This window comes from Pseudomonas triticifolii, from assembly GCF_014358015.1.
Classification (GTDB): domain Bacteria; phylum Pseudomonadota; class Gammaproteobacteria; order Pseudomonadales; family Pseudomonadaceae; genus Aquipseudomonas; species Aquipseudomonas triticifolii.
Genome location: NZ_JACONV010000002.1, coordinates 277,915 through 298,859 on the forward strand (window position 1 = coordinate 277,915; position 20,945 = coordinate 298,859).

Here is a 20,945-nt window from a genome sequence, read left to right on the forward strand (position 1 = left end):
TCGGTCAACAACAAGCGGTCAGCATGACAGGCAGCTTCTGGCCGATTGCTGCCTCTCGTGAGGAGCAGGAAACGACCCAAAGAAGCTATTCCCACATCCGCTTGTGATTGGTGACTTTTCCCTGGTGGATGCGCGTAATTTCTTCGGAGTTCAGTCAGAAATTGACGGTCCACACTTCTGCTATGCTCGTGACCATACCGTTTCAAAGCGATGACCGAATGTCATTCGTAGACAAGTTTGTCGCTGAAATATTGTCTCTACGGATTGCGCTGTATCACTTGCGTGCTCGATTGGAAGCAGGCACTGATAGCGAGGCGTTGCACGACCTTAGGATAGCCGTGAGGCGCATCCGAAGCTTGCTCCGGCCGATGCGCTCTCTGAGCGAAGTCGTGGCGCTGAATAATGCTGCAGCGGACGTGGGGAGGCTGACCACACCCGCTCGCGATCGTGAGGTAACGATTGAGGAATTGGAGGAAAGGGGATTTCTTGATCAGGCTCAACTCAGAAAAGCACGCTTGGCAACCGGCCACTCCAATCTATTGAAGAGCCCAGCCCTCAAGAACCTATTTACTGAATTGGATGAATTGCCTTTTGCCTTCCGATCAGTCGAAGTTAAAGGCGGCTTAAAACACCTACAGCACCACATTGAAAAATCGCTTAAAAAGCAGATTGACCGTTTGCGTGCTGCGGTGGACGACACTGGACTTGATCGCCACGAGTTGCGCATTCTGGTAAAGAGGACTCGCTATCTCAACAGAGGCGTTTCCCAAACTGTCACCGCTCTCTCGTAAAGCAGCAAGTTCTCTGAAGGCCCTTCAATCGGCTTTGGGTGCCTGGCATGACTATTTTCAATGGCGCCAGAAAGCCTTGACTGAATCTGACCTGCGGCCACTTGAAAAGGTTTGGCAGCGCTACGCAGTTACAGCGCTTGAAAAAGCGGAGACCCAATTATTGGACCTGGCGCAGTTGCTGCCACAATTACCTGGCAAAAAAACTGCCCCAAGTGGCACCAAAAAAAGCATACGTTTAGTAGATTAAGTATCACCGTCGGAAGGTTACACAAATGCTGAGAATCTTTGGTCAGAGCATTTGCCCCGTATAGGGCTATGACTAAATACGGGGCTCGGTCTTCCAACATGGCAGCTCAGCCTGAAGCCGATCTAACCACTAACGGTCCGGCTAAGCACTCAGACGTGCCGTCACTTCATTCAACTGCCCTGATAACCCGTGAAGGTTCCGGCTTGCCGCTTCGGTGCGCTGCATGTTGTCCAGGTTGGTAGTGGCAATCGTGGTGATTTCGGTGAGGTTGCGCGAGATGTCTTCCGCCACCGAGGTTTGCTCTTCGGCAGCGGTGGCAATTTGGCGGTTCATATCGCGAATGGCTTCCACAGCATGGGTGATGCGCTCCAGCATCGCTCCGGCCTCATTCACTTGCGCGACACTTTCTTCACTGCGCGACTGGCCACTTTCAATGGCCTGAGCCGCGTCCACCGCGCCCGTTTGCACCGTTTGGATGATCTGGTTGATTTCGATGATCGACGTCGCCGTACGCTGGGCCAGGTTTCGCACTTCGTCGGCCACGACCGCAAAACCACGTCCGGCTTCACCGGCACGGGCCGCTTCGATCGCCGCGTTAAGCGCCAGCAAATTAGTCTGCTCGGCGATACCGCGAATCACTTCCAGCACCTTGCCTATGCGGCCACTGTCGGTTTCCAGGCGACGGATGACCGTGGCTGTGTTGGCGATCTCGCCACGCATTTGGGTGATGGTGTGAATGGTGCCCCGCATGACTTTTTCGCCCTGCTGCGCGGATTGGTCGGCATCATCGGCGGCGCGTGCGGCATCGGCTGCGTGACGAGCCACTTCCTGGGCGGTGGCGGACATTTCGTTCATCGCCGTAGCCACCTGATCGGTACGGTTGAACTGCTCGTTAGTGCCGCTGGCCATGAGACCGGCGATGGCGTTTAACTCGCCACTTGCGCTGTCCAGATCCTTGGCGCTGCGCTGCAAGCGGTTGAAGGTTTCGGCGAGAAAGTCGCGCAAAGTGTTGGCGGCCATGGCTAGTTTGCCCAACTCGTCTTCGCGGCTGCTGGCCACACGTTCGGCAAATTTCCCTTGGCTCAGTTGCGCCACGTAGTCGATCAGCTTGCGGATGGGGTCAACCAAGTTGCGGTTGATCAGCCAAAGACTCAACAGGCCGATCAACAGACCCGAGGCGAGCATCACGATAATCCCCAGCATCACCGTGCGATTGGCAGCGGCGCTGATCAGTGTAGATTGCTCGGTGCCCTGCTTGCGCAGTTCACCAACAAGTTCGCTCATCTGATCGCTGGTGGTACGGTCAACTCCTTTGACAGCGGCGTCGCCTGCAGTGGGGTCTGCACCCGCGGCGATATAGGCATCGCGACCTTTCTGGTAAGCGCTGCCCAACTGACGGTGTTCTTCACGCAGGCGTTCGATGCGGGTCTTGAGTTGGCCGTCCAGTCCTTTCTGGTTAGCCAGTTCGCCAAGGATCCCCTGTACGTCACGTTGACGGTCTTCGAATTGCTTCCAATATTTATCCCGGTCTGCCGGCTGCTTGCCCCGTAGTAATACGTTTTTCCATTCCTGAACCTGCACCTTGAATTGCAGGTTGGCCTCGTCGATCAATTGCGAAGTGTGCAGCGGACCTTCGATTAAGTTGGCGTAGTTTTGCACACCGTTGGACAGGAAATGAAAGCATGCTAAAGCAATCAGCAACATCGCCAACAGGCTGCCGCTCAGCAGCGCAAGGATTTGAGTTCTCAGGGATTTTTGCAGCATCGGATGATACTCATGACAGGAATGAAGTACGCCTGGTTAGGCGTGAAAGACGTCCAGACATCCCTGTCTGCGGTTACGGTTCGTGGCCGGAGCCGCGCAAACTATCACTTGAATCATCGGCGTGCCAGAGCGGTTCTTGAGGGGAGTCAGACCGCTGGTGCCTTGTAAATTCTCGGTTATCGTCCTCCCTATCATTTCCGTTGGTTTGGAGATCAGATGAATGACAACTTTTGGCCGATTCCTGCCGTTTGGCGACAGGCAGAAACCAGCCAGAAGCGGAAAGTTAGGCTAATAAATTTATCACCTTGTTGGTCATCGATATAAAAGGTGCCAGCGGTCAGCTTCGAATGGCAGTGACAACACTGTGACTGAGCACACGCTGCCTTATCTGGGAACTCGGTGTCCAGCACAAGACCTGTCAACCGGCCACTGCTGTTCGTGATTTGCCTGATAGAAAGCGCACACTCTACGAAAAATTGAGCTGTCACTTTTCCGGCTCGCGACTCGGGTATATCTAGATTACTTTAGGAGTAAACCGCAACGCTTCCAATGTTTTTAAACTCGCGAATATTAAAGTTCTCCCCATCCAGCTAATCTTTTAAAGCGCTAAAAAAATCAGAGATCGCGATCATGTCTTTGACAACCTGAGCAAGGTCACCATTCACTGTATTGAATGTTAATCGCGCCGATTCAATTGCGGTGTGCGACTTTATGAAATGGAGGATTAAGGCTCCGAATGCACATGCGTAAAACAGGGCTAACCGTCCATAAGTGGGAATCGTTGTTTGATTATCTTTCATCAACGCAATTTCGTCAGGCCCTCAAGCGCGGTCACGTGGCCCAAAATTTAGCGATACTTGCAGGAAGTACCAAATCAGCCGGGTTCTCGACCTTCTGGCCACGCTCAATAGCCCATAGGAACACCTGCATCACAATCTCGCGGGAGTGCACGGCCGTGGCTGGAGCTCCACGCTCCACAATTGCATCTGTCCGCGTTCGCAGATCCTCATGATTGATTTCCACCAGTTTCTGATTACCGAAGTGCGGCTTTAGCTCGCGCTCGTAAACCGATCGGCGCATCTCACGCGTCGAGTCAGCAATCTGATACCCATGCAGCCATTTCTCAGCCCACGCATCAAACGTCTCTGCCCCTTTGGTGCGTGCCTTGGCACGGGCTTTCTCTTTGGCAGGTGACTTGCCAGCCGAAACCATCTTTTTAGCCTCGCCCAGGCGCTCTCTGGCTTCAGCAAGTGTGATGCCACCCACGCCATAACGACCGAACGTAATAGTCTCCTGACGGCCGTTGATGGGCTAGTTGTAGCGAAATGAGATGGAACCGGCAGCGGTGACGGCCACGTACAACCCGCCGCGGTCGTTCACCTTGTAAAGTTTTTCTTTCGGTTTGAGGGTACGCAGCCTGGTATCAGTCAGCAGGGCATTTGGCTCAGTCAATGTCCCGTACCGTGCCTCAAAAACACGATGCCTGGTAATGCAAAAAGCTGCCAGAGTTTGCCAGACCCAAAAAGCCAAAAGCCCGCAATTACGCGGGCTCCAGGGTATTTCTTGCTAGATCGTGCCGGTCAATGCCGGACGTCCAATCATTCCCACTCAATCGTCGCAGGCGGCTTGCTCGACACGTCATACGTCACGCGGGAAATACCCTCGATCTCGTTGATGATGCGGCCACTTACGGTTTCCAGCAGTTCGTAAGGCAGGTGTGCCCAGCGTGCGGTCATGAAGTCGATGGTTTCTACTGCGCGCAGTGCGACGACCCATGCGTAGCGACGACCATCGCCGACGACGCCAACCGATTTGACCGGCTGGAACACGACGAAGGCCTGGCTGACTTTGTGGTACCAGTCGGCTTTGCGCAGTTCTTCGATGAAGATGTGATCGGCGCGACGCAGCAGGTCGGCGTATTCCTTCTTTACTTCACCGAGGATGCGCACGCCCAGGCCTGGGCCCGGGAATGGGTGGCGGTAGACCATGTCGTACGGCAGGCCGAGTTCGAGGCCCAGACGGCGGACTTCGTCCTTGAACAGTTCGCGCAGTGGCTCGACCAGTTTGAGGTTCATTTCTTCTGGCAGGCCGCCCACGTTGTGGTGCGACTTGATGACGTGTGCCTTGCCGCTTTTCGCGCCAGCCGACTCGATCACGTCCGGGTAGATGGTGCCTTGCGCCAGGTACTTGATGTTGTCCAGCTTGCAGGATTCGGCATCGAACACGTCGATGAAGGTGCGGCCGATGATCTTGCGCTTCTTCTCTGGATCGCTCTCGCCTTCCAGGTTGTTCAGGAACTGCTCTTCGGCGTTGGCGCGGATGACCTTGACGCCCATGTTCTCGGCGAACATGGCCATGACCTGCTCGCCTTCGTGCAGGCGCAACAGGCCGTTGTCAACGAAGACGCAGGTCAGCTGGTCGCCGATGGCCTTATGCAGCAGGGCAGCAACCACGGAAGAGTCAACGCCGCCGGACAGGCCCAGCAGAACGTTGTCGGTGCCGACCTGAGCGCGGATGGTGGCGATGGCGTCGTCAGCGATGTGCGACGGCGTCCACAGGGCTTCGCAGCCGCAGATGTCGAGGATGAAGCGCGACAGGATGCGACCGCCCTGCTTGGTGTGGGTCACTTCCGGGTGGAATTGCACGCCGTAGTAGCCGCGGGTGTCGTCGGCCATGCCGGCAATCGGGCAGCTCGGGGTGCTGGCCAGGACGTGGAAACCGTCCGGGATTTCGGTGACCTTGTCGCCGTGGCTCATCCACACGTCAAGACCGAACACACCATCGGCGTCGATGTGGTCTTCGATACCGTCGAGGATGCGGCTCTTGCCGACGACATCAACACGGGCGTAACCGAACTCGCGCAGATCGGAACCGGCAACGCGGCCGCCCAGTTGCTCAGCCATGGTCTGCATGCCGTAGCAGATGCCGAAGACCGGTACGTTCAGGTCGAACACGGCTTGCGGCGCGCGAGGACTGTTGGCTTCGTGCACAGACTCTGGGCCACCGGCGAGGATGATGCCGCGCGGGGCGAATTCGCGAATCGCTTCGTCGTCCATGTCGAACGGATGCAGCTCGCAGTACACGCCGATTTCACGCACGCGGCGGGCGATCAGCTGGGTGTACTGGGAACCGAAGTCGAGGATCAGGATACGGTGGGCGTGAATGTCGAGGGCCATGACTCAATCTCGTCAAAAAACAGAAACGACACGGGGCTGCGTCAACAGCCCCGGCTATGAAACTTGCTGAATTGCATCGCGGCGCGAACCCCGATGCAATCCGGATCAACCAACGCGATAGTTCGGCGCTTCCTTGGTGATCTGCACGTCGTGAACGTGTGACTCAGCCATGCCGGCACCGGTAATGCGCACGAATTCAGGCTTGGTACGCATCTGTTCGATATCGGCGCTGCCGGTGTAACCCATGGAGGAACGCAGGCCGCCCATCAACTGATGGATGATGGCAGACAGCGGGCCTTTGTAGGCGACACGGCCTTCGATACCTTCCGGCACGAGCTTCTCGGCACCGGCGGACGAATCCTGAAAGTAGCGGTCGGACGAGCCTTGCGCCTGGGACATGGCGCCCAGCGAACCCATACCGCGATAAGCCTTGTAGGAGCGGCCCTGGAACAGTTCGATCTCGCCTGGCGCTTCTTCAGTACCGGCGAACATTGAGCCCATCATCACGCAGGAAGCGCCCGCCACGATGGCCTTGGACAGGTCACCGGAGAAGCGGATGCCGCCGTCGGCGATCATCGGAACGCCCGTGCCTTCAAGGGCAGCGGAAACGTTGGCGATGGCGCTGATCTGTGGAACGCCGACACCGGCAACGATACGGGTGGTGCAGATCGAGCCAGGGCCGATACCGACCTTGACCGCGTCAGCGCCAGCGGCGACCAGCGCCTTGGCCGCTTCGCCAGTGGCGATGTTGCCGCCGATGACCTGCACTTGCGGGAAGTTTTCCTTGACCCAGCGAACGCGGTCGATCACGCCTTTGGAGTGGCCGTGCGCGGTGTCGACAACCACCACGTCAACGCCGGCAGCAACCAGCGCGGTGACGCGCTCGCCGGTGTCCTTGCCGGTGCCGACGGCTGCGCCGACCCGCAGACGACCCTGGTCGTCCTTGCTGGCCAGCGGGTACGCCTTGGCTTTTTCGATGTCCTTGACGGTCATCATGCCCTTGAGCGCGAACTTGGCGTCGACGATCAGGACTTTTTCAAGACGGTGCTTGTGCAGCAGTTCGCGCACTTCGTTCTTGTCAGCGCCTTCGCGAACAGTGACCAGACGCTCTTTAGGCGTCATCACTTCGCGGACAGGAACATCAAGACGGTTTTCGAAACGCACGTCGCGGGACGTCACAATGCCGACCAGGTCGCCATTATGCAGCACGGGTACGCCGGAAATGTTGTGCATGCGGGTGAGTTCGAACAGGTCGCGAACCGTAGCGTCGGCCTCGATCGTGATCGGGTCCTTGACGACACCGGCCTCGAACTTCTTGACCTTGCGCACTTCGGCAGCTTGCTGCTCGATGGTCATGTTCTTGTGGATGATACCGATACCGCCTTCCTGGGCCATGGCAATTGCCAGACGGGCCTCAGTGACAGTGTCCATTGCAGCGGAGACCAAAGGAATATTCAGCTCGATGCCACGGGTCAAACGGGTTTTCAGACTGACTTCGTTGGGCAGTACCTCGGAATAACCGGGCACAAGGAGAATGTCGTCGAATGTAAGGGCTTCTTGACTGATACGCAGCATCGCGGGGGCTCCCGGGCGGGAAATTGGAAGCGCGCCATTATACCTACACACCCCGCCCGGCTCAATGTAAACCTCAGTCTATTATCAAAGCCACTTATAAGCGGACTTTGACGAAGGACACAGGGCGATCCAGACGCTCGGCGAAGTCGTCGAGAAAAGTCTGGGTGAAGGACGCATCCAGCCAGTTATTGAAGATGAATCCCAGGTTGGAAAAGCCGCACGCATCCAGAAACAGAAAGCCATTGATGTCGTCTTCGTGACGGCATTCCGGGCACGTGAAGTTGTCGGTGTGGCCGGGCATCCAGTCTTCGAGGCTGTCGAACAGCGCCTCGCCGATCTCGCGACGACATTCAGGGCAGCCGGCTTCTTCGGCGAAATGGTTCAGCGGCGTGAAGATGCAGCGCTTGGTCACGATTTCCAGACCGTTAATGATGTGCCCGAACGGCAATGCGTCCGGGTTCTGCACCACACGTCTGGCGCCCGGTGCCACGGCATAGGCCATTTTGTTCCCGGCGCGCCCACAGGTGGTCAGTTCTGGCTCGACCACGTTAAGTTTGATCAGCCAGCGCAGGATCAGGCGCGCTCTGGCCTCATGGGCCGGGAAAGTCGAGATTTGCGGGACGATGATGCTTTGGGTGTTCATGACGGCGTGTCGCTTGACGCTGAGTGAGGCCGCAGCTTAATCGGCCCTCATGTCAGGTCAAGCGTCAAATCGTTTTCATCCCGTCAGATAGCGGCCGATCAAGGCAATGCCGCTGATCAGCACCAGCCAGGTCACCAGGCGCACGAAGGCTTCGCGGGACAGCCTGTTGCTCAGCCATCTGCCCACCAACGATCCGATCAGCATCGCCGGTAACAGGCAGACACCGAGTACCAGCAACGGGATTTCGGCAAAGACACCGGCGATCAGGAACAGGCTCAGACGCACCACGGTGCTGCAACTGATCAGCGCGCTTTGCGTGGCGCGTGCCTGCTCTTTTGAGGTCAGGCGGCTGTTGAGGTAGATCGCGTATAAAAAGCCGCCGCTGCCAAACAGCGCACCGAACAACCCGCCCACAGTGCCCATCGGGATCGCCCAACCTGCTGCGAGTTGAGTCGGTCGCACTTTGACTGCCAGGCTGTAAAGCGCGTAAGCCGTGACAAACAGGCCCATTAATAGAAGCAGCAGATCGGACTTGAGGTTAAGCAGAAACAGTACGCCCAACGTGCAACCCACGGCCATGCACGGCAGCAGACGCAGAAGTTCGGATCTGACCACCGACTGGCGGGACGGCAGCAGATTGCCGAATGCAGCGAGAAAATCCAGCATCACTAATAAAGGAATGATGCGCGACAGCGGCATGAAGTGGATCAGGATGGGCCCTGCCACCAGTGCCGTGCCGAAACCCGCGATGCCGAAGACGATATAGGCAGCCGCCACGCTCAACTCGATGATCAACCAGTCGAGCGGCGTAAAGCCCAGTTGCGTGAATGCCGCGAACAATCCGATATCGCCCACGATGCTTCCTTTCTGGAGGACCCGAGGGGGACTGTAGCAAAAGTGCTGGCTTACAACCGTTACGCTCTGCGTGACCTTGCCATCTGAGTGCAGAGCCCGTGCGCTCAACCGGCATTGCCTTTATGATGCCCGACATGATCAAAGACCCTTTCGCAAGACTCGGCCTCGACCGGGAAGTCCTTACTGTCAGCCAGCTCAACGGCCGTGCGCGGGTGTTGCTGGAGGACGTGTTCAGCAGCATTTGGGTCGAGGGCGAGATCTCCAACCTCTCGCGTCCGGCGTCGGGCCATGTGTACTTCACCCTGAAGGACTCGGGTGCCCAGGTGCGGTGCGCGCTGTTTCGCCAAAGTGCGGCGCGCGTACGCCAGGCGCTCAAGGACGGCTTGCAGGTCAAGGTGCGCGGCAAGGTATCGCTGTTTGAAGGTCGCGGCGACTATCAACTTATTCTCGACACCGTTGAACCGGCAGGCGACGGTGCGCTGCGTCTGGCGTTCGATGCACTGAAGGCCAGGCTCAGCGATGAAGGCCTGTTCAGTGCCGAGCGCAAGGTCGCCCTGCCCTTGCACCCGCAACGCATCGGCATCATCAGCTCGCCTACCGGGGCCGTGATTCGCGACATCATCAGTGTATTCCGCCGTCGTGCGCCGCGTGTCGAGCTGACCTTGATCCCGACCGCCGTTCAGGGGCGCGAAGCTATCAATCAGATCGTCCGCGCGCTCAAGCTGGCCGACTCCCGGGGTTTCGACGCCCTGATCCTGGCCCGAGGCGGCGGATCGCTGGAAGACCTGTGGTGCTTCAACGAGGAAGCCGTGGCCCGCGCAATCGATGCCTGCGTAACGCCTATCGTCAGTGCGGTCGGTCACGAAACCGATGTGTCGATCAGCGACTTCGTGGCTGACGTGCGCGCGCCAACGCCCTCCGCTGCCGCCGAACTGTTGGCGCCTGATTCAAGCGACCTGCATCGCCGCGTCGACAATCTGCATCGCCGACTGGTCAGCCGCATGCAGGACCGCATGATGCGCGAACGCTTGCGCCTTGAGGGTATTTCGCGTCGCCTGCGTCATCCCGGCGAGCGCCTGCGCCAGCAGTCTCAACGCCTGGATGATCTGGACATGCGTCTGCGTCGTGCTTTCGAACACAGCCTGCACCAACGAAAGGTGCGTCTGACGCATATGGAAAGCCGTCTCGCCGCACAGCATCCAGGGCGCACGCTGGCGTTTCTGCGCCAGCGACTCGATGGGCTGGCCGAGCGCCTGCCCCGCGCCATCCGAGAACAGATCAAGACCCGCAAGCTGCACCTGCAGAGCCAGGTTCAGACCCTCAACGTCGTCAGCCCGCTCGCCACGCTGGGACGCGGTTACAGCATTTTGCTCGACGAACGTGGTCATGCGGTCCGTACTGCCGCGCAAACCCGGACCGGTCAACGCCTGACCGCAAAGCTGGGTGAGGGCGAACTGCAAGTGCGGGTCGAGGACAACCATCTCACCCCCGTGACCCTTTCTCTTCTGGACTGACTGCCTGATGCTACGTTTTATCGCCCCGCTGTTCGCTCTGTTGCTGTGCCTGCCTGCACAGGCCGACAGCTTTATTACCCGCGCGCTCAACAAACCGGTGCCCGGCGGCGTTGCCGTGATTGATCTAGGCACCGGCGCGCAGGCTCCGACCGCCACCTATCAGGGCAAACCGGTGTTGGTGGTCAAGGAGCAAGGCACGCGCTGGCTGGCAATTGTCGGGATCCCGCTGACCGTCAAGCCGGGCGCTCAGCAGATCACCTCAGGCGGCCGCTCGCTCGGCTTCACTGTGGGTACCAAGAAATACCCGGAGCAGCGCATCACGCTCAAGAACAAGCGTCAGGTCAATCCGAACGCTGAAGACAACACGCGTATTGAAGGCGAACTGGCCGAACAGATTCGCGCCTACCGCAGTTTCAGCCCGGATACGCCGAGCAACCTGATTCTCGACAAGCCCGTCAATGGACCGCTGTCCAGCAAGTTCGGCGTACGTCGTTTCTTCAACGGCGAAGAACGCAACCCCCATGCCGGACTGGATTTCGCCGTGCCGGCAGGCACGCCAATCAAATCGCCTGCTGCGGGCAAGGTGATTCTGATCGGCGATTACTTCTTCAACGGTAATACCGTGTTCGTCGACCATGGCCAAGGCTTCATCAGCATGTTCTGCCACATGTCGAAGATCGACGTGAAACAGGGCGACATCGTGCCGCGTGGCGGCGTGGTCGGGAAGGTAGGCTCTACCGGCCGCGCAACCGGTCCGCACATGCACTGGAACGTCAGCCTGAATGATGCCCGTGTGGATCCGGCGATCTTTATCGGCGCGTTTCAGCCTTGAGCGTGTGCAGATAACCGATCTACGCCCTGCCTAAGATTTTTGGGGCGCGGCTTAACGGCCGCGCCGAAATCTGTTTCTGCCTGCAGGCGTGGGAGCTCTCGGAGGTTACGACGGCAGCGATGGGCTGCGCAGCGGCTCCTGATGGCATCAGTCACACCGCATACGCAGACCTTGCTGCCGTTTCCCGGCAGATCGCCGGCAAGCCGCCTACCACCCTCTCCAGTCTTTCTCATTCATCACCGACCTCGGTCTCAGAAAATACGCACGGGCATCTTGCGCACATCAATGCCCGGCAACAATAACCCTGATAGAAACACACTGAACGCGCGATAAAAAAGCTGGAAAATCAAGATAACAAGAATTTATCCCAATTATTTTCAAGTGCTTGCCATCCTTGACCCCAGTGGTTACGGTTGCCTTCATGAAAACCTCTCAAACCCTATTCCTGTTGCGCCAACATCGGTGCCTCAGCCTGGTCAGTGCCCGACTGCCAGGCTCGATTGCAGTGCCTCGACCTTAGCTTGCGACAACGGTTGGCCGCCTCTTTCCGGCCTTTCAGTACAAAGGACTATTCACATGACCATGCTCAAAGATCCCTCGAACAAGTACCGCGCGTTCCCCACCATCGATTTGCCTGACCGCACCTGGCCTTCGAAGACCATCACTGCGGCGCCGATCTGGTGCAGTTCCGACCTGCGCGACGGTAACCAGTCGCTGATCGAGCCCATGGATGCAGTTAAAAAGCTGCGTTTCTGGAAGACACTGGTCAGCGTGGGCGTGAAGGAAATCGAAGCCTCATTCCCGTCAGCCTCGCAGACTGACTTCGACTTCGTGCGCACCCTGATCGAAGACGGCCATATCCCGGACGACACCACCATTCAGGTGCTGACCCAGGCACGTGAGGACCTGATTGCCCGCACGTTCGAATCACTGCGCGGCGCGAAGAAGGCCATCGTCCACCTGTATAACGCCACTAGCCCTTCGTTCCGCCGCATCGTGTTCAATCAGGACAAGGCCGGCGTGAAGGATATCGCTGTCAACGCCGCCAAACTGTTCGTCAAATACGCCGCGCAGCAGCCTGAAACCCAGTGGACGTTCGAATACTCCCCGGAAACATTCAGCGCAACCGAGCTGGAGTTCGCCAAGGAAGTCTGCGACGCCGTGATCGAGGTCTGGAACCCGACGCCGCAGAACAAGGTCATCCTCAACCTGCCTGCCACGGTTGAAGTCGCCACACCGAACATCTATGCCGACCAGATCGAATGGTTCGGCCGTAACATCACCCGTCGTGACAGCGTGCTGATCAGCCTGCACACCCACAACGACCGCGGCACCGGCGTCGCCGCCACTGAACTGGGCCTGATGGCAGGCGCGGATCGTGTCGAAGGCTGCCTGTTCGGTAACGGCGAGCGTACCGGCAACGTCGACCTGGTCACCGTCGCTTTGAACCTGTACACCCAGGGCATCAACCCTGAGCTGGACTTTTCGGACATCGACGGCGTGCGCAAGGTCGTCGAAGAATGCAACCAGATTCCGGTTCACCCACGCCACCCCTATGTCGGTGACCTGGTGCATACCGCGTTCTCCGGCTCGCACCAGGACGCTATCCGCAAGGGCTTCACGCAGCAGAAGGAAGGCGAGCTGTGGGAAGTGCCTTACCTGCCAATTGACCCGGCCGACATCGGTCGCAGCTACGAGGCCGTGATTCGCGTCAACAGCCAGTCGGGTAAAGGCGGCATCACGTATCTGCTGGAACAGGAATACGGCATCTCGCTGCCGCGCCGCATGCAGATCGAGTTCAGCCAGGTGGTACAGGGTGAAACCGACCGTCTGGGCCTTGAAATGACCGCTGAGCAGATCCACTCGCTGTTGCGCCGTGAGTACCTGCAGGCCAACACGCCTTACGCACTGATCAGCCACAAGTTGCAGGAAGAGAACAGCAACAGTTCGGTTGATGCCGAAGTGCATGTGGACGGCGAAACCCAGCACTGGCGCGGCAAAGGCAAAGGTGCGCTGGAAGCACTGGTGGCGGGCCTGCCTATTGCTGTAGAAATCATGGACTACAACGAACACGCCATCGGTTCCGGCACCACAGCCAAGGCAGCGGCGTACATCGAGTTGCGAGTGAATGGCGACAAGGCCGTGCACGGTGTAGGTATTGACGAAAACATCACCACCGCCAGCTTCCGTGCGTTGTTCAGTGCGCTGAATCGCTCGCTGAGCCAGGCGCAAGCCAAAGCGGCCTGAGTGAATGACATGGGCAGCGGACACCGATCCGCTGCCCATTTCCAACCTTAAACATCCCCTTCCCGCCTTTAACCGCGCCCCTGCGGACGATTCCACTCTGCGCATGACCCTGTCCGTTTCGGCATACTCTTTTATATTTATGCTGTGGTAGCATGCTGCCTTTACCTCAGACTGACTTGAATCGAACAGCAACTCATAAGCTGAAGATGCCCGTCTGAATTGACCTGCCCGCTCCACCTTTCCTATAAAAACCAAGACGACTACTGCATTGTTTCCCGGACGAAGAAAATGCACGGGCAGACCTTCCGTGCATTGAAAACAGCATTGGCGTCGTTAACGCCAAGCTGATCCAATCACATTTGGAGCGATTATGCCCAAGGCTTCCCATCAAGACCTGCGCCGCAGCTTTCGCGAGCTGACCTCGTCAACATCCTGCTATCACACTGCCTCGGTATTCGACCCCATGTCGGCGCGCATCGCAGCCGATCTGGGCTTTGAAGTCGGCATCCTCGGCGGCTCGGTCGCCTCGCTGCAGGTACTGGCAGCGCCTGACTTTGCACTGATCACCCTCAGCGAATTCGTCGAACAGGCCACGCGTATCGGCCGTGTCGCCCAGCTTCCTGTCATCGCAGACGCAGACCATGGTTACGGCAACGCCCTTAACGTCATGCGCACGGTGACTGAACTGGAACGCGCAGGCATATCGGCCCTCACCATTGAAGACACCCTGCTGCCCGCGCAGTTTGGCCGCAAATCGACGGACCTGATCTCCACGGCAGAAGGCGTCGGCAAGATTCGCGCTGCGCTGGAAGCCCGGGTCGATCCGGAAATGTCGATCTTCGCCCGCACCAACGCGGCGATCATTCCGCTTCAGGAAGCCATCAGCCGCGTGCAGCAGTACCAGAGCGCTGGCGCCGACGGCATCACCATCGTCGGCATCCGTGACTTTGACCACCTGGCACAGATTTCCGAAGGCCTGACCGTGCCGCTGATGCTGGTGACGTACGGCAACCCTGAGCTGCACGACAATGACCGTCTGGCCGAGATGGGCGTGCGGATCTGCGTCGATGGCCATGCCGCCTACTTTGCAGCGATCAAGGCCACCTACGACTGCCTGCGCGAGCAGCGCCAGATTCTGGGCAGCACCTCGAACATGAGCGCAACCGAACTGACCCACACCTACACCCAGCCTGAAGACTACGTGGAGTGGGCGAAGAAGTTCATGAACGTCAACGAGTAAGCATGACGTCAGTGCTGTAGCGCTGAAGCGAAAAAGCCTCCCTCTCGGTCAGAAAGGGAGGCTTTTTCATTCAGCCTGTTTCACGAACATCCGTGAACCGCTTCAGGCCGTAGTATTCACACCGCCCTGAGTCTGCAACTGCAGCAGCGAACCTTGAAGGGTTTGCAACGTGGCGCTGGTCGCCATGATTTGAGACAGGATCGACAAGGCCTTCTGAGCCTTCTCTTCCGGCGTGCCCTTGCCGCTCTGTGCGGCAGCCAGTTGCGACTGCTGCTGGGCCAGTTGCTTCTGAGTCTGCTTGATCTGCTCCTTGATCTTCTCGATGGTCGAGTCAAGCGCGGACGAGCTTGAACCTCCTGCACTGCCGCCGCCTTGGGCCGCGCCGGTCGCCTTCGCACCGGTCAGATCTGCTTCAGTCGTCTTCTTGTCATCCGTGACAGCCGCAGTGGCTGCTTGTGCTTCCTGGTTTTTAACCGTTACAGACAACGAACTTGAGTAAGCATTGAGTGTGGACGTATTGATCGTAGTCATGACGTTCTCCGGAGGGTCTGCGAACGCTATCGACCATCTTGAAACATTCTGAAGCATTTATTGAATAAAAAATGAATCAGCGTCCAGTCCAGCCGGAAAGCGCGTTCGATACGCCTGAAGATCAGCGGCATTCAAGGTTGCCTTAAACACACCATCCGCCTCGCCGATACCGAGCAACGTCTCGCCCTGGAAGTCCAGTACCTGGCTATCGCCGGTATAAGCGAAGCCTTTGCCATCGGTTCCGACCCGATTGACCGCCGCCACGTAGCACAGGTTCTCGATGGCTCTGGCGGGCAGCAGCCGGTTCCAGTGCAGACGTCGGGCACCCGGCCAGTTGGCGGTGTAGAGCAGCAGATCGGTGTCCTGAGCGTCGCGGCTCCAGACCGGAAAGCGCAAGTCGTAGCAGATCAGCGGCCGAATACGCCAGCCCTTGAGCTCGACCATCACTTGGCGCTCGCCTGGCGTGTAGTGCTCATGCTCGCCTGCCATACGAAACAGGTGGCGCTTGTCGTAATGCAGCAACTCGCCATCAGGACGCGCCCACAGCAGGCGGTTGCGGTGGCTGCCATCGGCAGCGCGAATAATTACGCTGCCCGTAATGACCGCATCGATCCGTCTGGCTTGCGCCAGCAGCCAGTCGGACGTAGGGCCTGCCTCCGGCTCGGCGAGCGCTTCTGACTCCATCGAGAAGCCAGTGGTGAACATCTCCGGCAAAATCACCAGATCGGCACCCTGCGCCTGGTCGAGCAGCGACTCGAAATGTTCCAGATTGGCATCCCGGTCATGCCAGGCCAGCGTGGTCTGGATCAGAGCGAGGTTAAGATTCGGCAATCCGCTCATATCGCGCATAGTTTTTCCGCCGCCAGACGCAGCGTCTCCTCTTGCTTGGCGAAGCACAGCCGAATCAGGCGCTGACCGTCAGGCGGACTCTGGTAAAACACAGAGATCGGAATGCTGGCCACGCCATGTTCGCGGGTCATCCACAACGCCATGTCGACATCGTTGAGGTCCGGACGAATCTGCGAGTAGTCCACTAACTGGAAGTAGGTCCCGCCGACCGGCTCGAAACTGAAACGTGAAGGCTTCAGTTGATTGCAGAAATAATCACGTTTGGCCTGATAGAACGCAGGTAACTCATCGACGTGCTCCGGGTGTTCAGCCATGAAGTCTGCCAGCGCGAACTGCAGCGGCGTCACCCCGCAGAAGCTCACATACTGATGCACCTTGCGCATCTCGGCGGTCAACGCAGGCGGCGCGACCACGTAACCGGTTTTCCAGCCTGTCACGTGATAGGTCTTGCCGAACGAGCTGACGACGAATGCACGCTGATACAGTTCTTCATGATCCAGCACACTGACATGACGCTGGCCGTCGAACACCAGATGCTCGTACACCTCGTCGCTGAGCAGATAGATATCACGCTCGGCAATCAACGCCGCCAGTCGGTCAAGTTCAGCGCGACTGATCAACGCGCCGCTCGGGTTGTGCGGGCTGTTGATGACGATCATGCGCGTACGCGGGCTCAGTGCGTCGCTGAGTTTCTGCCAGTCGATCGAGAAATCATCCAGCCCCAGTTGCACATGCACACAGCGACCGCCAGCCAGCTCGACCGCAGGCTCGTAGCTGTCGTAGCAGGGATCGAAAATGATGACTTCGTCACCAGGACGAATGACCGTCTGAACGGCACAGAAAATACCTTGCGTGGCACCCGGTGTGATGGTGATTTCAGTGTCCGGGTTGACGTTCCGCCCGTAGCTGCGGGCGATCTTGGCCGCAACCTGCTGACGAAGCGCGGGCAGGCCGGTCATCGGTGAATACTGGTTATGGCCCTGCATGACATGACGGCACACCGCATCACGCAGTGCCTGCGGCCCATCGAAATCGGGAAAGCCCTGCGACAAGTTGATAGCGCCGGTTTCGGCAGCCAGTTGTGACATGACGGTGAAGATGGTGGTGCCCACATTAGGCAGCTTGCTGTCGATCATGGAGCCCTTTCCCTGCAATCCCCCGGCACCACGGCGGCACGGGTCAGGCAGGATAGCCCATGGAGCGCGCATAAAAAAAGGCACCAGAGGTGCCTTTTTCGTACATTTCCTACAGACGATTCAGCGCTTGTCGCGGCGCTTCTTGTCGGCTTTCTTGTGGTGCGACATCATCCGACGCTTCTTGTTGACCTGGCGGTCAGTGAGCGTGTTCTTGTTGCCTTCGTACGGGTTCTCGCCGCCCTTGAACTCGATACGGATCGGCGTACCGACCAGCTTGAGCACACGGCGATAGGTGTTTTCCAGGTAACGGACGTAGGACTTGGGGACCTTCTCGACCTGGTTACCGTGAATAACGATCAACGGCGGGTTGGCACCACCCAGGTGAGCGTAGCGCAGCTTGATGCGGCGGCTGCCGACCATCGGCGGTGCGTGCTCGCTGACGGCGTCTTCGAGAATCTGGGTCAGGCGGCTGGTCGGCCAGCGAGTGACGGCCGACTTGAACGAGTTCTGTACCGACTGATACAGGTTACCTACGCCCGTGCCGTGCAGGGCCGAGATGAAGTGAATGTCAGCGAAGTCGACGAAGAACAGACGACGCTCCAGCTCGACCTTCACGTAGTCACGTTCGCCCGGCGTCATGCCGTCCCACTTGTTCAGCGCGATAACCAGCGCACGACCCGCTTCAAGGGCAAAGCCCAGCAGGTTGAGGTCGTGATCGACCACACCTTCGCGGGCATCCATCACGAAGATCACGACGTTGGCGTCTTTGATGGCCTGCAGCGTCTTGACCACGGAGAACTTTTCAACTTCCTCGTGAATCTTGCCGCGCTTGCGCACACCGGCGGTATCGATCAGCGTGTACTTCTCTTCGTTACGCTCGAAGGGAATGTAGATACTGTCACGCGTAGTGCCCGGCTCGTCATAAACGATGACCCGATCTTCACCCAGCATGCGGTTGACCAGCGTCGATTTGCCGACGTTGGGGCGACCGATGATCGCGATCTTGATGCCGTCCTTTTCGCTGGGGCCTGGAATGCGCTTGGCTTCCTGACCTTCGGCGACCTCTTCGACTTCAGCGTCTTCCTGGTCGTCCTCGTCGCGCGGGAATTCGCGCAGGGCGATTTCCAGCATCTGCGAGATACCGCGACCATGAGCGCCGGCTACCGGAATGGCATCACCCAGACCCATCGGACTGAACTCGGCACGGGCCAGGTTTTCGTCGATGTTGTCGATCTTGTTGGCGACTACATAGGAACGCTTGTTACGTTTGCGCAGGTGCTCGCCAATCATCTGATCGGCAGCGGTATAGCCTGCTCGGGCGTCTACAAGAAACAGCACCACATCGGCTTCTTCGATGGCCAGCAGCGACTGCTCGGCCATCTTTTCGTCCATGCCATGCTCGTCACCGGAAATACCGCCGGTGTCGATCAAAATGTAGGAGCGCCCCTGCCACTTCGCCTCTCCGTATTGGCGATCACGGGTAAGACCGGACAGATCGCCGACAATGGCGTCGCGGGTCCTGGTCAGGCGGTTGAACATGGTGGACTTGCCGACGTTCGGTCGACCCACCAGGGCGATTACGGGAACCATGCGGCTCTCCACTTCGTTATTTCAGAAAATACAAAAGCCGCTGCAGGGCAGCGGCCGGAGTTCGGGGCAGTGCCCGAGGGCACTGCAGCCTTGCCTGAGCAAGGTCGCCAGAGGCCTTGGGCCTCCAGCATGTTCACGCATTACTTGATGGTCAGGGCTTCCAGTTTGCCGCTGTTGCCATACACGTAAATCATGTCTCCAACCACCAGCGGACGGGCACGCAGCCCATCGCTGTCGATGCGCTGACGCCCCACGAAACGACCATCCACCTGGCTCAACAGGTGAAGATAGCCTTCCATATCGCCGACTGCGATGTAGCTGGAAAACACTTCCGGCGCGCCCAACTGGCGACGGGCCAGAGATTCGTTGCTCCACAAGGCGGAGGAAGAACGCTCGTCGATACCTTCGACCGTACCGGAGGCCAGCGTCGCGTAGACGCTGCCGAAGCCCTGGGCAACACCCGAGTAGCTCGACGCATCACGCTGCCAGAGAACACGACCGCTTTCCAGTTCCAGACCCGCAACACGGCCCTGATAAGTCGCGACGTACAGTGTACCGCCGGACAGCAACAGGCCGCCGTCGATATCAACCACACGATCCAGCTCCGAGCGACCTTGCGGCACCGCTACGCGCTGCTCCCAGATCGGCACGCCGTTGGTGATGTCCAGCGCGACCACCTTGCCAGTGGACAGACCTGCTACCGCAAGGCGATTGGTCGCCAGCGGTGCGCCTGTACCACGCAGGGTCAGTACGGCCGGCGTGCTTTCGTAGATCCAAAGCTGGGAACCGGTGGAGGCATCGAAGCCGACCACGCGATCATCCTGAGTCTGAACCACGACAACGCTGCCGTTGGTAGCAGGCGGAGCCAGCACTTCACTGGTGACGCGAGCGCGCCATTTTTCTTCACCGGTGGTTGCGTCCATGGCGACCACTTCACCCTTGAGGGTGCCGATCATCACCAGGCCGTAACCCACACCAACCGCGCCGGACACCGGAAGATCGAGATCCTTCTTCCAGATCACGTCGCCGGTCAGGCGGTCCAGCGATACGATTTCGCCCGTGACGTCGGCCGCATAGATGCGATCGCCATCGATGGCCGGAACCAGCATGTTGTAAGTCTTGCCCTGGCCGTCACCGATGGAGCGGCTCCACTGCTTCTGCAGGACCACTTCTTCCTTGAAATCGGTCAGCTCGGCTGGCGGCAATTCCTTCTTGCTATTGCTGCTGCAACCCGCGGCCAGAATGGCCAGAGCCAGCAATGCTGCATGTTTCCAACGAATCACGTCACGCATCCCCTTTCGCCAGATCGTCGAGCTTCATTTGCAGGCCGCCCACCGCTGCGTCTTCGGACAGAGCAGATTTGGCCTTTTGGTATGCAGCATGTGCCTCGTCGGTACGACCCAGCTGTACCAGCAGGTCACCCTTGAGTTCTTCACGGCTGGCCAGGAACGATTTATCCGCATCGCCTGCCAGCAGTTTCAGCGCGTCATCCGCCTTGTTTTGTGCAGCCAGCACGCGAGCCAGACGCTGGCGGGCAATTTCACCCAGCGTGTCGTTGGCAGGCTTGTCGGCAACCGCTTTGAGCTCTGCGGCCGCGTCGTCAAGTTTACCGGCATCCACGGCCACTTTGGCGACGAAAAGACTGCCGAACTGCGCGTAAGTCGTGCCGCCGTATTCGCTTTTCAGCTTGCCGGATATTTCGGCGACACGTGTGGTGTCTGCCTGGCCGCTGGGCGTCAGTGCGGTTTCGAGCAACTGCTGATAGAGCATCGAGGCGCCTTGCGACTGATTGGCCTGATACCTGTGCCAGAACTGCCAGCCAAGAACTACGACCAACGCCAGCAAACCACCTGTTACCAGGGGTTTGCCGTTGCGCTGCCACCAGTCCTTCATTACTGCCAGCTCATCATCTTCGGAACTCGACACCCCAATACTCCTATTCGCTAAAACGGCTG

At 58.5% G+C, this 20,945-nt stretch carries 16 protein-coding genes and 1 pseudogene; 5 read left to right on the forward strand and 12 right to left on the reverse strand.

The window, feature by feature from the left end:
• Window positions 1-218 precede the first annotated feature (218 nt).
• Window positions 219-791, forward strand: a complete 573-nt coding sequence (locus H8S56_RS05970; RefSeq protein WP_235986750.1) for a CHAD domain-containing protein — start codon at window positions 219-221, stop codon at window positions 789-791.
• Between the two features lie 388 nt (window positions 792-1,179).
• Here the strand turns inward: H8S56_RS05970 and H8S56_RS05975 are convergent, their stop codons facing one another.
• The 6 genes and pseudogenes from H8S56_RS05975 to H8S56_RS06000 form a co-directional block, all read right to left on the reverse strand.
• Window positions 1,180-2,802, reverse strand: a complete 1,623-nt coding sequence (locus H8S56_RS05975) for a methyl-accepting chemotaxis protein (RefSeq protein WP_024685912.1) — start codon at window positions 2,800-2,802, stop codon at window positions 1,180-1,182.
• An 824-nt stretch (window positions 2,803-3,626) separates the two neighbouring features.
• Window positions 3,627-4,236: pseudogene (locus H8S56_RS05980) on the reverse strand (tyrosine-type recombinase/integrase); the annotation flags it as partial.
• Between the two features lie 164 nt (window positions 4,237-4,400).
• Window positions 4,401-5,978 carry a glutamine-hydrolyzing GMP synthase gene (gene guaA, locus H8S56_RS05985; RefSeq protein WP_024685910.1) on the reverse strand — a complete coding sequence of 526 codons (1,578 nt, stop codon included), beginning with the start codon at window positions 5,976-5,978 and terminating at the stop codon, window positions 4,401-4,403.
• Window positions 5,979-6,083: 105 nt separating this feature from the next.
• A complete protein-coding gene (gene guaB, locus H8S56_RS05990) occupies window positions 6,084-7,553 on the reverse strand; it encodes an IMP dehydrogenase (protein ID WP_024693960.1) in 1,470 nt (489 codons plus the stop codon).
• 94 nt (window positions 7,554-7,647) lie between these two features.
• The gene (locus tag H8S56_RS05995) at window positions 7,648-8,196 is read right to left on the reverse strand and encodes a sugar ABC transporter ATPase (protein ID WP_187518123.1); all 549 of its coding nucleotides are present in this window, start codon (window positions 8,194-8,196) and stop codon (window positions 7,648-7,650) included.
• 75 nt (window positions 8,197-8,271) lie between these two features.
• Window positions 8,272-9,051, reverse strand: a complete 780-nt coding sequence (locus tag H8S56_RS06000; protein WP_187518124.1) for a sulfite exporter TauE/SafE family protein — start codon at window positions 9,049-9,051, stop codon at window positions 8,272-8,274.
• Window positions 9,052-9,185: 134 nt separating this feature from the next.
• On the opposite strand from H8S56_RS06000, the gene xseA reads away from it, so the two are divergent.
• From xseA to H8S56_RS06020, 4 genes are all read left to right on the forward strand, one after another.
• Window positions 9,186-10,565 (forward strand): exodeoxyribonuclease VII large subunit, encoded by a 1,380-nt coding sequence (gene xseA, locus H8S56_RS06005; RefSeq protein WP_187518125.1) that lies wholly within the window; start codon window positions 9,186-9,188, stop codon window positions 10,563-10,565.
• A gap of 7 nt (window positions 10,566-10,572) precedes the next feature.
• Window positions 10,573-11,397 (forward strand): peptidoglycan DD-metalloendopeptidase family protein, encoded by an 825-nt coding sequence (locus tag H8S56_RS06010; protein WP_187518126.1) that lies wholly within the window; start codon window positions 10,573-10,575, stop codon window positions 11,395-11,397.
• Window positions 11,398-11,973: 576 nt separating this feature from the next.
• Window positions 11,974-13,644: a 2-isopropylmalate synthase gene (gene leuA, locus H8S56_RS06015; protein ID WP_187518127.1), complete on the forward strand. Its 1,671-nt coding sequence runs from the start codon at window positions 11,974-11,976 to the stop codon at window positions 13,642-13,644.
• 370 nt (window positions 13,645-14,014) lie between these two features.
• Window positions 14,015-14,884, forward strand: coding sequence for an isocitrate lyase/PEP mutase family protein (locus tag H8S56_RS06020; protein ID WP_024687080.1), 870 nt, complete (start codon window positions 14,015-14,017; stop codon window positions 14,882-14,884).
• A 102-nt stretch (window positions 14,885-14,986) separates the two neighbouring features.
• On the opposite strand, the gene H8S56_RS06025 is transcribed toward H8S56_RS06020, so the two are convergent.
• The 6 genes from H8S56_RS06025 to H8S56_RS06050 form a co-directional block, all read right to left on the reverse strand.
• On the reverse strand, window positions 14,987-15,415 hold the full coding sequence (locus tag H8S56_RS06025) for a hypothetical protein (RefSeq protein ID WP_187518128.1): 429 nt from the start codon (window positions 15,413-15,415) through the stop codon (window positions 14,987-14,989).
• Window positions 15,416-15,472: 57 nt separating this feature from the next.
• Window positions 15,473-16,264: an amidohydrolase gene (locus H8S56_RS06030; RefSeq protein WP_187518129.1), complete on the reverse strand. Its 792-nt coding sequence runs from the start codon at window positions 16,262-16,264 to the stop codon at window positions 15,473-15,475.
• Complete coding sequence (locus H8S56_RS06035; protein ID WP_187518130.1) at window positions 16,252-17,400, reverse strand: pyridoxal phosphate-dependent aminotransferase; 1,149 nt, start codon at window positions 17,398-17,400, stop codon at window positions 16,252-16,254. Before H8S56_RS06035 ends, H8S56_RS06030 begins: the two co-directional genes overlap by 13 nt.
• A 120-nt stretch (window positions 17,401-17,520) precedes the next feature.
• The gene (gene der / locus H8S56_RS06040; protein WP_004878760.1) at window positions 17,521-18,990 is read right to left on the reverse strand and encodes a ribosome biogenesis GTPase Der; all 1,470 of its coding nucleotides are present in this window, start codon (window positions 18,988-18,990) and stop codon (window positions 17,521-17,523) included.
• 140 nt (window positions 18,991-19,130) lie between these two features.
• Window positions 19,131-20,282, reverse strand: coding sequence for an outer membrane protein assembly factor BamB (gene bamB, locus H8S56_RS06045; protein WP_024687084.1), 1,152 nt, complete (start codon window positions 20,280-20,282; stop codon window positions 19,131-19,133).
• Window positions 20,275-20,916: a tetratricopeptide repeat protein gene (locus tag H8S56_RS06050; RefSeq protein ID WP_024687085.1), complete on the reverse strand. Its 642-nt coding sequence runs from the start codon at window positions 20,914-20,916 to the stop codon at window positions 20,275-20,277. The genes bamB and H8S56_RS06050 overlap by 8 nt, the downstream gene beginning before the upstream one ends.
• Window positions 20,917-20,945: the final 29 nt, after the last annotated feature.

Bases quoted from the DNA above. Each gene is read 5' to 3' on its own strand.
- H8S56_RS05995 (WP_187518123.1), bottom strand. From the start codon at position 8,196: ATGAACACCCAAAGCATCATCGTCCCGCAAATCTCGACTTTCCCGGCC.
- H8S56_RS06025 (WP_187518128.1), bottom strand. From the start codon at position 15,415: ATGACTACGATCAATACGTCCACACTCAATGCTTACTCAAGTTCGTTG.
- H8S56_RS06020 (WP_024687080.1), top strand. From the start codon at position 14,015: ATGCCCAAGGCTTCCCATCAAGACCTGCGCCGCAGCTTTCGCGAGCTG.
- H8S56_RS06035 (WP_187518130.1), bottom strand. From the start codon at position 17,400: ATGATCGACAGCAAGCTGCCTAATGTGGGCACCACCATCTTCACCGTC.
- der (WP_004878760.1), bottom strand. From the start codon at position 18,990: ATGGTTCCCGTAATCGCCCTGGTGGGTCGACCGAACGTCGGCAAGTCC.
- bamB (WP_024687084.1), bottom strand. From the start codon at position 20,282: ATGCGTGACGTGATTCGTTGGAAACATGCAGCATTGCTGGCTCTGGCC.
- H8S56_RS05970 (WP_235986750.1), top strand. From the start codon at position 219: ATGTCATTCGTAGACAAGTTTGTCGCTGAAATATTGTCTCTACGGATT.
- leuA (WP_187518127.1), top strand. From the start codon at position 11,974: ATGACCATGCTCAAAGATCCCTCGAACAAGTACCGCGCGTTCCCCACC.
- guaB (WP_024693960.1), bottom strand. From the start codon at position 7,553: ATGCTGCGTATCAGTCAAGAAGCCCTTACATTCGACGACATTCTCCTT.
- H8S56_RS06010 (WP_187518126.1), top strand. From the start codon at position 10,573: ATGCTACGTTTTATCGCCCCGCTGTTCGCTCTGTTGCTGTGCCTGCCT.
- H8S56_RS06030 (WP_187518129.1), bottom strand. From the start codon at position 16,264: ATGCGCGATATGAGCGGATTGCCGAATCTTAACCTCGCTCTGATCCAG.
- xseA (WP_187518125.1), top strand. From the start codon at position 9,186: ATGATCAAAGACCCTTTCGCAAGACTCGGCCTCGACCGGGAAGTCCTT.
- H8S56_RS05975 (WP_024685912.1), bottom strand. From the start codon at position 2,802: ATGCTGCAAAAATCCCTGAGAACTCAAATCCTTGCGCTGCTGAGCGGC.
- guaA (WP_024685910.1), bottom strand. From the start codon at position 5,978: ATGGCCCTCGACATTCACGCCCACCGTATCCTGATCCTCGACTTCGGT.